The sequence below is a fragment of the Steroidobacter agaridevorans genome, from assembly GCF_009932555.1.
Lineage (GTDB): Bacteria > Pseudomonadota > Gammaproteobacteria > Steroidobacterales > Steroidobacteraceae > Steroidobacter > Steroidobacter agaridevorans.
The window spans coordinates 257,992-269,918 of sequence record NZ_BLJO01000007.1 but is presented as its reverse complement, the minus strand read 5'-3'; the positions used below and the strand labels follow the sequence as shown (position 1 = coordinate 269,918).

The window sequence follows — 11,927 nt, the reverse complement described above, 5'->3', positions numbered from 1 at the left end:
GTCGGTTCCTTCAAAGCAAAGACCCCGCACGAGCTTAACCCGTGCGGGGCCTCTGTCGATCGAAGCATCGCGATCAAAACGTTTCTTTGCTCAGTCCCACCAGTTCCAGCCCCTGCGATCCCAGGACCAGTTGTGAGGCTTGTGGCCGCGCCGGGCCGGCCGGACTTCGACCTCCATGACGGCGCCGTCCCTGCTCACGTCCTTCACCTGAATCAGAGTTTCGGTGTTGGGATTCTTCACGCCCGCTGCCGGAGTCGCCGCGCGCCAGTGCTGAACGCGATCGTCGAACACCGATACGGCACGCTGCGACGGATACACGTAATCCACGCCCAGACGGCGCAGCTTCAAGGTGTCGGTTCTTTCGAGCCCGAACGTCGAGTCGAAGCTTTGATAACGCGAGCTCCAGGCAGCGCCGTCTTCGCGAGTGAGCGGCGTCGGATGCGCATCGATGGGCAGGATCAAACCGAGGCCCGGATGGGCGCTGGTGTTGTTGTCGCCGAGGCGCGTGTCCCAATAGGAAATGAGCAGGCCGTCCTGATACGGGAAGTGCGTCACCCAGTCCTGCAGTGTGGGCGAATTCAGATCGCCGAAAACATACGGACCGGTGCGCAGACTCTTATCGTAGCCACGGTACTGACGGAACTCGGCCACATAGGCATTGAAGAAGCTGCCCAGGTCGCCCTGCACGGCGCGGAAGCCGCCGGTCGGCGGGTTGTACACCCAAGGGACCGTGACTTCGGCGCCATCGGCCTGCTGCCCGGTGATCTGAATATCGTCGATCATCAGGCCCAGGCCATTGGTGAAGGGATCGGTCCAGTAGCGGAAGCCGACCTGCACCGTCTTACCCGCGAAGTCCGAAAGGTTCGCGGTCAGCGCCACCCATTCGAAACCGGTGCTGCCGGTGATGCCATTGCCTTCGTTCTGGTCGTTGGGATTGGTCGTCGTGGACAGATTGGTGGGCACGAGATGAGTCGTGCCGCCATCGACGACGACCACATAGGCGTAGTCCCAGTCGGCTTCGATGTCGTACTGAACCTGTGCGCTCAGCGAGGCGGCGCCGTCCGGCAAGGTCACGGTGCGTAACATCGTGGTGTCGAGCAAGGCGCCGCTGCCGCTGTAATAAAACGCGTCGCCCGCATAAGGTCCGATGACGTTATCCGGCAGCACCGTGATCAGCGCTTGAGCGTTTCTGGTGTTGTAAGTCGACGGGCCGAGCTTGTGGTGCGACTTCTTGCCGGCGTGCGCCACTTCGTACTTCAGCCAGCCGAGCTGCAGTTTTTCCCAAGCGCCCATGTGCACGGGCTTGGTGCCGATGTCGACCTTGCCGTCGCTGCCATAGGAGCCCGACGCCATCAGCGACCAGAAGCCGGTCGAGTTGTCGCCGCCGTTGGTGTCGTACAGATCGGGCAAGTCGAGGTCGTGCCCGAACTCGTGCGCGAACACGCCGACGCCGCCGTTCTCGGGTTCGACCGTGTAATCGCCGACCCAGTAATTGCTGTTGCCGATGCGGACGCCGCCGGCCTTGTTGTTGTCCGGGCCGAGCAGGCCGGCCATGTTGTAATAAGCGAACCAGCGATGGCTCCAGATCGCCGCGCCGCCTTGCACGCCGCCGCCGACTTCTTCACCCATGCCGGCATGCACCGACTGGAAATGATCGATGTAGCCGTCCGGCTCGTCGAAGTTGCCGTCGCCGTCGTAGTCGTTGCGATCCCAGACGTCGAACTTCGCCAGCTCGGCGTTGATCTGGTCGGCCGTTTTGCCCGCCGCCAGCTGCGCGTTGTACCAGCCGTTCAGCGAGTCACGCAGGAACAGCCACACGCCGGCGCAGGGATACGCTCCTGGCAAGCCGGGGAACGAGCAGTTGTAAGTGACATCGTCGTCGTACCGGTTGGCGTTGTAAGGGACGCCGATCCAGTCGGTGACCTCGCCGTCGACGGTGTATCGGTTCGAGGAAAGCTCGATGTAGAAATTGCGCATCGAGGTCGCGCCCGGCTGTTCCGAAAACAACAGGGCTTCGTAATGGGTGCGCGAGAAATCCGGCGTCCAGATGGTGCTGTTATCCACGGTGCGATCGGGCTGCGGAATCTGGTTGTGCAACGGGCCGGGCAGGCCGCCGAGCGCCGGATGGATCTGCGTGCCGAACTCGCCCAGCACGGTGAAGATCAGGTCCTCGCTCTCGCGCTCCAGCTCGATATACTTTCCTTGGTATTTTCCGCGGCCGATCCGATGCACCCGGCGCGAGCTCTGGCCGAACGTCTGGCCCGAGAGCTGGCTCGAGGATTGAGCTTCGGCCCGAACCTTTTCTTCCAGGCCCAGCTTGCGCATCTCGCGACGTTTTTCGCCGGCCGGATGCGGCACGTCGTCGCTGTTGGCCCGGCCCTTGACCGTAAAGCCGGCCAGCGCCGGCTCGCCGGGCGCGACCAGGACGGACTCCTGCGCCAGTGCCGCCGTCGAGGTGAGACCGAAACAAAGTGAATAGAAAGGGATCAGCCAGCGACGACGCTGGCGCGACGCTTTACACATAGTTTCCCTGCCTCTCTTGTTGTTTGGGCGCTCAGGCCCGTGCGATGCCCAACTGTGATCCGCTTCGCGATTGGAAGTCAACGACAGCCAGGAAACATTTCGGCGGAATTTTCTGTATACAACGATGCCGTTGGCGAGGCTTTGTATATTTACAAAGCCGGCAAGTGTCGATCGAAGCGTGCGCACCTGAACAGTGCGGATGCTACCCCTTGTTATATTTCTGCCGGTGCGCTTACGGGTTCGCGCGAATCGGGCTTGCGAGCCGGGCGTTACAATCGTTGCTTATCGAGACCGGTGGGACCCGGGGACTCGGTAGACTCATCGGCGTCTGGCGACCCACTCGGAGAACAAGACGTGCAGCTCAAGTCGACCCTCGTGTTCACAGTCATGCTCGGTGCGCTGGCAACGGCCGCCGTCCGGGCCGATCAGCCGGCGCCGCCGCCGGATGCGGAGCAGGTCAAGTTCCAATGGGGCGTGAAGATTCCACTGCGCGATGGCGTGAAGTTGAATGCAACCGTGTACACGCCGCGGCAGCAGAAGGAGCCCGCTCCCTGTGTCTTCACACTGACGCCATACATCTCGCAGAGCTATCACGATCGCGGCATGTACTTCGCTGCTCGCGGTTATCCTTTCCTGACCGTCGACGTGCGCGGTCGAGGCAATTCCGAAGGCGAGTTCCGGCCGCTGATCCAGGAGGCGCGCGACGGTCACGACGTGGTCGAATGGCTCGCGCAACAGCCCTATTGCAACGGCAAGGTGACGATGTGGGGTGGCTCGTACGCGGGCTACGACCAGTGGGTGACAGCCAAGGAATTTCCGCCGCATCTCGCGACCATCGTGCCGGTCGCTTCGCCGTACGCAGGGACTGACTTCCCGATGCGCGCGAATATCGCGGCGCCTTATCTAATGCAGTGGCTCACGTTCACCAGCGGCAACAGCTCGCAGGCCAGTATCTTCGGTGACACGGCGTTCTGGGGCGCGGTGAATCGCCAGTGGTTCACCTCGGGCAAGCCGTTCAGGGAACTGGATACGATGCTCGGCAATCCGTCCGCGACGTTCCAGGAATGGGTCGCGCATCCGCAGCTCGACGACTACTGGGATTCATACAACCCGACGGCCGAGCAGTACTCGAAGCTGTCGCTGCCCATCCTGACGATCACCGGCAGCTACGACGGCGATCAACCGGGCGCCATCGAGCACTATCGCCAGCACATGAAGCATGGCAACGCCGACGCCAAGGCGCGGCACTATCTCGTGATCGGTCCTTGGGACCATGCCGGCACTCGCACGCCGCAAGCGCAATTCGGCGGACTCACGTTCGGCAAGGAGAGCCTGGTCGATCTGCCGAAACTGCATCTCGACTGGTATGCCTGGACCATGCAAGGCGGCCAGAAGCCGGAGTTCCTGCAGAAGCGTGTGGCGTACTACGTCATGGATGCGGACAAGTGGCGTTATGCCGATACGCTCGAAGGTGTGACCGCGGAGTCGCGCTCTTATTTCCTGGACTCGAACGGCAATGCCAACGATGTGCTGGCATCGGGCTCTCTCGCCACTGCGCCGGGCAAGGGCAAGCCCGATCAATATGTTTACGATCCACGGGATCTGAGCATTGCGGAGGTCGAGCGCAACGTGGATCCCTCGTCGCTCACGGATCAGCGCCCGATCTACGCGCAGCAGGGCAAGGTGCTCGTTTATCACACGGCGCCGTTCGAGCGTGACACAGAGGTCAGTGGCTTCTTCAAGTTGTCGGCCTGGCTGGCCATCGATCAGCCAGACACCGATTTCGCGGTCTCTGTTTATGAGATTCGCCCGGATGCCAGTTCCGTCCTGCTGACCAACGATCAGCAACGCGCGCGCTATCGCGAGAGCGAGCGACAGGCCAAGCTCGTGACGACGCGTGAGCCGCTCAAGTATGAGTTCGACGGCTTCATGTTCACGTCGCGCATGGTGCGCAAGGGCAGCCGGTTGCGGCTGGTGATCGGGCCGGTCAATTCGACTTTCAGCCAGAAGAATTACAACAGCGGCGGCGATGTGTCGTCCGAGACGATGCGCGACGCTCGCACCGTCACGGTGAAGCTGTACCACGATCGCGCGCACCCGAGCACGCTGTTCGTGCCGATCGGCCAGCCAGGCATGTAGGGCGCATCTCGCACAATGACAGGTTCGAATGATTTTCTTCGCAGCTCAGGCAAGCCACAATCCCGGCTCACGACGGAGACCCCCATGGCAACCCTGACAGCAGCCCGCTCGGGCACGTTTCGTATTGGCGGTGAGCTCGAGGTTCACCGCTTGGGCTACGGCGCGATGCGCATCACTGGCGAAGGCATCTGGGGCCCGCCCGCCGATAAGGCCGAATCGTTGCGTGTGTTGAAGCGGCTGCCCGAGCTCGGCGTGAACTTCATCGATACCGCGGATTCCTACGGTCCCGACGTGTCGGAGCAGCTGCTGCGCGAGGCGTTGCATCCGTATAAGGGGCTGCTCGTTGCGACCAAGGGCGGCTTGACGCGGCCCGGTCCGGACCAGTGGGTGCCGAATGGCCGGCCGGAATATCTGATCAAGCAGGCGCATGGCAGCCTGAAGAAGCTCGGCGTGGAGCGTATCGATCTGTGGCAGCTGCATCGGATCGATCCGAACGTGCCGCGCGAGGAACAGTTCGGCGCGGTCAAACAGCTACTCGACGAAGGCGTGATCCGGTTCGCCGGGCTGAGCGAAGTGACGGTGGAGGAGATCAAGGCGGCCTCGAAAGTGTTCCCGGTCGCGACCGTGCAGAACATGTACAACCTGGCGAACCGCGGCGCCGAATCGGTTCTCGATTACTGCGAGCAGCAGGGCATCGGTTTCATTCCCTGGTATCCGCTCGCGGCCGGCGAGCTGGCGAGATCAGGCTCCGTGCTGGACAAGATCGCGAAGGAACACCGGGTCGGCCCGAGCCAGATCGCCCTGGCCTGGATTCTCAAACGCAGCCCGGTGATGTTGCCCATCCCCGGCACCTCGAAGGTGAAACATCTCGAGGAGAATGTCGCGGCGGTCGAGATACAACTTTCGGAGGCTGAATTCGCGTCGCTGAATAAACTCAGGGCGTAACTTCGCCACGCATCCGGGCGATGGCGACTTCGCCGAGAGGCTCGTTGCTGCGAATCCGGAAGCTGTCGGCCCATTCGCGGGCGAAGTCGCGTTGGTAGGCGATGTTCACGCATGCCGCGATCGTCATGGTGATGAGCGCGCCGAGCGACGCGAGCGCCATGTCCTTCTGCGCATCCCAAACGTCGCCTTGCGAACCCAGGAAGGCTGTGCCGAGGTCGCCGCCGAAGCCGACGGCCGCGCCCCATTCGATCAGTTCGTAGAGCATCGATGTGGACATGGTCAGGTCGAGCGGCAGGAAGTAACCCCAGAACCCGCGCACCGATGCGATGCGGAGGAACACTTCGCGGATCGGGTAGGCGAGCAGCAGCCCGTAGCTGAAGTGAACCACCCGGTCGAAGTTGTTGCGCTCCCAGCCGAACAGCTCGTCGATGGAGAACCCGAATAAGCTTTGCACTGTCCGGTCGTATGGGACTTCGGAGTAGGTGTAGTGCGCACCGATCGTATGCAGGCAGAAGAACACGAACAGCGTCGTGTACGACACGCGAGACAGCGGGAAGACGCGCGACGTGGCCACGAGGCCGGCGACGCCCAGGAGTAGCAGCACGTTTTCGAGCAGCCAATCCGACCGGTGAAGCGGCGCGATGGCGAGCGCAATCCATAGCACGCCAAACAGCACGGCCAGCGTCGATAAATAAGCCTTGCGCGTCACGCGAGTCTCCGGAGCGAATTGCTGCGGAATGTACCCTGGCGCCAGCGGTGCAGCCAGCATGCGCCGCGCGATTCCGGGCTCCGGGCCCTCCGCAGGAGAAAATAAAAAACTCTTGTTCCCCCTCCCGTACACGGGAGGGGGTTAGGGGGTGGGTCTTCCACTCAAAGATTGTGAGCACGATCACTTCCATAAATTCCCCGGGCACATTATGTTTTGCTTCATCCAGCCGATGAACAAACAACGGGGGACAACCCCCGGGCCCGTCGAGTTGGGCTGAGACCTGGATCACTTTTTTTTCGGGAAGCGCGATGACCTTTCGTTTTGCCGCGGCCGCCGTGGTGCTGGCTACTTTTCTGAGCGTCCACTCGGCGAACGCCAGCACCGGATATCTGGCTCGCGCCGAAGTGCGTGAATTCATCGAGGCCATGCAGACCGAGCACGGCCTGGATGCCACCGAGCTCGAGCGCATTCTCGGCGACGCGCGGCATCAGCCCGTCGTGTCCCGCTTGATCGGCCCGGAGCGGCCGAAGTCGGCGACGCCGCCGGTGCGTTCGTATCCCAAGTACCGCGCCAAGTTTCTAACCAAGGCTCGCATCGCCGCCGGCACCCGCTTCTGGGACCTGCACGAAGCGGACTTGCGTCGTGCCCAGGCTGAATATGGCGTTTCACCCGAGGTGATCCTCGGCATCCTCGGCGTCGAGACCGCGTTCGGCCAGAACACCGGCTCGTTCCGAGTCGTCGATTCGCTGACGACGATCGCGTTCGACGGGCCGCGTCGACAGGAATACTTCCGTGACGAGCTCAAGGAGCTGCTGCTGATGGCGCGCGACCTGAGCATCGATCCGCTGAAAATCAAAGGTTCGTACGCGGGCGCCATGGGCCTGCCGCAGTTCATGCCGTCGAGCGTCCGCAAGTACGCCGTGGATTTCGACGGTGACGGCGTCATCGATCTCGCCGGCAGCACGTCCGATGCGATCGGCAGCATCGCCAGCTACCTCAAGTCGTTCGGCTGGGCCGATGGCGAGCCGGCGCTGGTGCCGGTGCAGTTGCCCAAAGGCAGTGCGGCCGACCTGGTGACCGGCCTGGAGCGCAGTCACGAGGTTGAGGCGTTGAAGGAAAAGGGCGTCAGGTTTTCCGTGAAGCGTCTGCCCGAGGGCGCGTGCTCCGTCGTCGAGCTGCCCACGCCGGGCAAGCCGTCGAAATTCGTGGCCGGCTTCGGCAACTTCGAAGCCATCACTCGCTACAACCGGTCGACGTTCTACGCCACGGCCGTGCTGGACCTCGCCAATGCGATTCGCGAGGCCCGCACCCAGATGACCGCGAACAACTGAGCTAGTGCGGGCTGGTCGCCTTGCCGAAGTGCACGCCGCCGTCGTTGACGACGACGTCGGCCTGAGCACGTAACAAGGCGATCATTTCCGCACCCGCCAGGAACACCGGCCCATAGCCGTGCGCCGCCAGCACGTGCACGGGCCGATACATATAAAACATGGGATCCCAGCCCATGCCCGTGCCCACGCAAGTGCCTTCGACCTGGCCCTTCGCGTTCACCTTGGTCGTGACGGCATTCCATCCCAGTGACACGGCCGGCCCGAACGCTCGCGCATCGAGCCAGCCGCGATTGATGCCTCTCGCCAGCGCATAGACGAACATCGCGCTCGCCGAGGTCTCTTCGTACGATTCACGCCGATCCAGCAGTTGATGCCACAGGCCAGCATGACCCTGAGCCGCTGCGAGTGCAGCGGCATGCGTTCGGTAGATCTCCAGAATCCTGGCGCGACCGGGATGAGTCTCGGGCAACACCTCCAGCAGCTCGACCATGGCCATCGTCGCCCAGCCATTGGCGCGCCCCCATGGAAACACCGGATGGGGCTGCATGCCTTGCACCCAGCCGTGCATGAAGAGCCCGCGCTCCTGTACGAACATTCGTTCGGAGAATTGCAGGATCTGTTTGACGGCATCGTCGAAGTAACGATTGTCGCCGGTCAGCTTGCCTGCTTGCGCCAGGCACGGCACGCTCATATAGAGATCGTCCAGCCACAGCGACTCCGGCAACGGACGATTGCGCGCCAGCGTCCCATCCGCGAGCCGGAACTGTGTGCCGGAAACGAACTGCACGTAGTTGTCGATCCACGGTCGCAGGTCGTTACCCAGACCGGCCCGATTCGCTTTGATCATGGCGGCGCACATCGAACCCGCATCATCCAGCGAGCGCGGCTTCACGATCGATCGCATGCTCATGCCATGCGCCACGGCAGGGACCGATCCATCGGCGGCGAGATGTTTCTTCGCGTGCGCGGCGAGCGTCGCGATTCCGGCCAGTCTCTCCTGCGTGTACTTCCGATAGCGCGTATCGCCCGTGACGTCGGCGGCGAGCAGCATGCCCGAGTAAGTCACACCCCATTCATAGGTGAGAATCAGCAGATCCGTCCGGTCCAGTGCCGCGAGGTCCGGCAGTTTCTTCAGGTCGGACACCTCGGCGCCGGTCGCACCATTCACAACACGCAGTGGGGCCGCTTGTTCGAGATAAGCGTGCACTCGCTGCAGAGTCGCCTCGATGCTCTGTGTCGTGGCAGGTTGATACGGCGTGGGGTAGTTCGGCGTCAGTCGCCCTGAGTACACGCCCGGATCGACGCGAGGCGAAGTGTGGATCTGAGTGGGCTGGGACTGAGCGAGCGCCGCGCTCGCCGTCGCAAGCATCGCCAGTGCGCACAATGAGCGAATCGCGTTGGTCTGGAGCAAACGTTCCATGAAGTCCTCATGCATTTCGGACGCTGCCGCCAGCGGTCGCGCGGCGGTGAATTATTGGTTGTCGGAATGAGTTTGCACAGAGGGAGAAGAATGCGTGTTTTGACTTGATCGATTCCGCTATGACATCGATCGGGCGCGCTTCACGTTGCTATCCTGGTCGAAAGGGGAAAGGAACGTGCAACGTATAACAGTCTTTCTTATCTCGCTCTTCTGCAGTGTCTGCGTCGCGCAGGAGCGTGGCGATTCGGAGCTGCTCTGGCAGAGATTTCAGCAGCCGCCCGCGGATGCGCGGCCGATGATGCGTTGGTGGTGGTTCGGCCCGGCGGTTGAGCACCAGGAGCTCGATCGTGAGATTGCCGCCATGAAAGCGGGCGGCTTCGGTGGCTTCGAGGTGCAGCCGGTGTATGCGCTGTCCACCGACGATCCATCGACCGGCATCGTCAATACACCCTATCTGTCGGATCCGTTTCTGACTGCTCTGCGCCACACGAGCGAGACTGCGCGTGCCTCGGGCATGCGCATGGATGTGACATTAGGTAGCGGCTGGCCTTTCGGTGGACCTCACATCCCGATCACCGAGGCTGCGGCCGAGATCAGAAGGGTGGAACTGCCGCTGCCGGCAGGTGCTGCCACGATCGGTCTGCCTTTCATGGAGCCCGGGGAACGTGCTGTGGCTTTGTTTCTGGATGAAGCGAGAGTGCCAGTGCCGAAGGGAGCCACAGCCGATGTGCGCCCGGCGGCGCGGGAGCGCAAGGCTTATTTGTTTGTTGCCGGGCGCACGGGGCAGCAGGTCAAGCGGGCGGCGGTGGGTGCGGAAGGCTTTGTCATCGACCACATCAGTTCCGCCGCGGTCGCGAATCATCTGACGACGGTTGGAGATCGTTTGCTGAGTGCTTTCGATGGCGCCACGAAGCCGTACGCGATGTTCTCCGACAGTCTGGAATCCTACGGCGCGAGCTGGACAGACGATCTTCCGCAGGAGTTCGAGCGCCGGCGTGGTTACGACCTGCTCGATCATCTACCGGCGCTGTTCGCGGAAGGTTCCGAAGGAGCCGCAGTTCGTTTTGACTGGGCGCGCACGTTGTCCGAACTCGTGGATGACAGATACTTGAAGCCGATCAACGCTTGGGCCAATCAGCGCGGCACTCGCTTTCGCGCGCAGGTCTACGGACTTCCGCCGCCGACGCTGTCGAGCAATGCACTGGTCGATTTGCCGGAGGGCGAGGGCGCCGACTGGCGACGCTTCAACTCGACGCGCTGGGCGACTTCGGCGGCTCATATATATGAGAGGGATGTGGTCTCATCCGAGACCTGGACCTGGCTGCACTCGCCGTCGTGGGCCGCGACGCCGCTCGATATGAAGGCCGAAGTCGATCGTCATTTCCTGCAGGGCGTGAATCAGATCATCGGGCACGGCTGGCCCTATTCGCCGCCGCAAGTGGCCGAGCCCGGTTGGGCGTTCTACGCGGCCGCCTCCTTCAACGATCGCAATCCCTGGTATCCCGTGATGCCGACGGTGACGCGCTATGTGCATCGAGTCAGCGCGATGCTGCGCGAGGGCAAGCCTGATTCCGCCGTTGCGATCTATCTGCCGACCGAAGATGCGTTTGCCGACATGCGGCCGGCACGAGCGTCGGTGAATGAAGAGATGCGTCAGCGGTTTCAGCCCAATCTGGTCGGGCAGGTCCTCGATGCCGGACAAACGTTCGACTTCATCGATGCGAGCGCCATCGTGGCTGGCAAGTTGACGCATCGCCTGCTGATTCTCCCGGGCCTCAATCGCATCGACCCAGCCGCGTTCGAGCGCATCGCTGCCTGGGTCGACAACGGCGGACTGGTCATCGTCACCGGCGCGCTCCCCGGCAGCGCTGGAGGATTGATGGACGGCGCGGCGGGCGCGCAGAGAGTTCAGCAGCTTTCACGACAACTGCTCGAATCGAAGCAGCGCGTTCACGTCGTCCCGCCTGAATCGCTCGGCGCGACGCTGCGTTCTGTATTGGAGCCGACGGTGGCGCTGGCTTCTTCAAATTCCGCGTTCGGTTTCATTCGTCGCCGCCTCGACAATGGCTATCTGTATTTCATCGCCAACACCGGCCAGCGGCCCATCACAACTCAAGCTCGCTTCGCGGGCGACAACGGGCGCGGCGAATGGTGGGATGCCGTGACTGGTGAGCGCGAATCGGCAGGCAGTGGAAACATCGCCGTTCACCTGGCGCCGTACGAATCGAAGCTCCTGGTGTTCGTCAGCGGACTCGATCAGCTCGAGCCAGCGACCGAGCATCGACTCAGCCCGATGCTGGATCTGTCCAAAGGATGGCGAGTGCAAGCCAAAGGAATTTCAGCCCCGCCTCCGCAGCCCGGTACGTCGTGGACGGATGATCCGAAGCTGAAGCATTACTCTGGCAGCGTCACTTACCAGCGCAGCTTTGCACTCAAGAAAGCAGACCTTGATAACGACGCTCGACTCCTCTTGGATTTTGGCGCCGACACGCCGCTGCCGGACATTCGGCAAGATCGGCCGCGAGCTTTGCTGGAGGCGCCGGTCCGCGACGCAGCGTTGGTCCGTGTGAATGGCAAGGATGCAGGCGCGGTCTGGATGCCACCGTGGCGCTTGGATGTAACGCCGCTGCTACGTCCCGGTAAGAACGAAGTCGAAGTGCTTGTGATGAACACAGCGATCAACACGCTGTCAGCGCGGCCGGTGAGCAAACGTCTACTGGAGCTGCGTTATGGCGCGCGCTTCAAAGAGGAAGATCAGGACAAGCTCCAGCCGTCACCGTCCGGATTGCTCGGGCCGGTGACGCTGATTCGTGCGGTCAAGTGAGCGGGAATTGCGGCGAGATCGGCGCGACCCGCGCAT

The 11,927-nt window shown here is 62.5% G+C and carries 7 protein-coding genes; 4 read left to right on the top strand and 3 right to left on the bottom strand.

The window, feature by feature from the left end; genetic code table 11:
- Positions 1-90: 90 nt before the first annotated feature.
- Positions 91-2,523: an immune inhibitor A domain-containing protein gene (locus GYH35_RS24790; protein WP_202624640.1), complete on the bottom strand. Its 2,433-nt coding sequence runs from the start codon at positions 2,521-2,523 to the stop codon at positions 91-93.
- A 354-nt stretch (positions 2,524-2,877) separates the two neighbouring features.
- Between GYH35_RS24790 and GYH35_RS24785 the strand changes: the two genes are divergently transcribed.
- A complete protein-coding gene (locus GYH35_RS24785; RefSeq protein WP_161829767.1) occupies positions 2,878-4,662 on the top strand; it encodes a CocE/NonD family hydrolase in 1,785 nt (594 codons plus the stop codon).
- Between the two features lie 84 nt (positions 4,663-4,746).
- Positions 4,747-5,607 (top strand): aldo/keto reductase, encoded by an 861-nt coding sequence (locus GYH35_RS24780; RefSeq protein WP_161829766.1) that lies wholly within the window; start codon positions 4,747-4,749, stop codon positions 5,605-5,607.
- Here GYH35_RS24780 and GYH35_RS24775 read toward each other — a convergent pair.
- A complete protein-coding gene (locus GYH35_RS24775) occupies positions 5,597-6,376 on the bottom strand; it encodes a DUF2238 domain-containing protein (RefSeq protein WP_161829765.1) in 780 nt (259 codons plus the stop codon). The two genes, GYH35_RS24780 and GYH35_RS24775, sit on opposite strands and share 11 nt — an antisense overlap.
- A gap of 248 nt (positions 6,377-6,624) precedes the next feature.
- Between GYH35_RS24775 and mltB the strand changes: the two genes are divergently transcribed.
- Complete coding sequence (gene mltB / locus GYH35_RS24770; RefSeq protein ID WP_161829764.1) at positions 6,625-7,647, top strand: lytic murein transglycosylase B; 1,023 nt, start codon at positions 6,625-6,627, stop codon at positions 7,645-7,647.
- Position 7,648: 1 nt separating this feature from the next.
- Here the strand turns inward: mltB and GYH35_RS24765 are convergent, their stop codons facing one another.
- Entirely contained in the window at positions 7,649-9,067 is a 1,419-nt protein-coding gene (locus GYH35_RS24765; protein WP_202624638.1) for a glycoside hydrolase family 88/105 protein, read from the bottom strand.
- A gap of 145 nt (positions 9,068-9,212) precedes the next feature.
- Between GYH35_RS24765 and GYH35_RS24760 the strand changes: the two genes are divergently transcribed.
- Positions 9,213-11,891 carry a glycosyl hydrolase gene (locus tag GYH35_RS24760; protein ID WP_161829763.1) on the top strand — a complete coding sequence of 893 codons (2,679 nt, stop codon included), beginning with the start codon at positions 9,213-9,215 and terminating at the stop codon, positions 11,889-11,891.
- The last annotated feature ends 36 nt before the right edge of the window (positions 11,892-11,927 follow it).

Excerpts from the sequence above, each read along its gene's own strand:
- GYH35_RS24790 (WP_202624640.1), bottom strand. The coding sequence starts at position 2,523 with ATGTGTAAAGCGTCGCGCCAGCGTCGTCGCTGGCTGATCCCTTTCTAT.
- GYH35_RS24780 (WP_161829766.1), top strand. The coding sequence starts at position 4,747 with ATGGCAACCCTGACAGCAGCCCGCTCGGGCACGTTTCGTATTGGCGGT.
- GYH35_RS24775 (WP_161829765.1), bottom strand. The coding sequence starts at position 6,376 with ATGCTGGCTGCACCGCTGGCGCCAGGGTACATTCCGCAGCAATTCGCT.
- mltB (WP_161829764.1), top strand. The coding sequence starts at position 6,625 with ATGACCTTTCGTTTTGCCGCGGCCGCCGTGGTGCTGGCTACTTTTCTG.
- GYH35_RS24765 (WP_202624638.1), bottom strand. The coding sequence starts at position 9,067 with ATGGAACGTTTGCTCCAGACCAACGCGATTCGCTCATTGTGCGCACTG.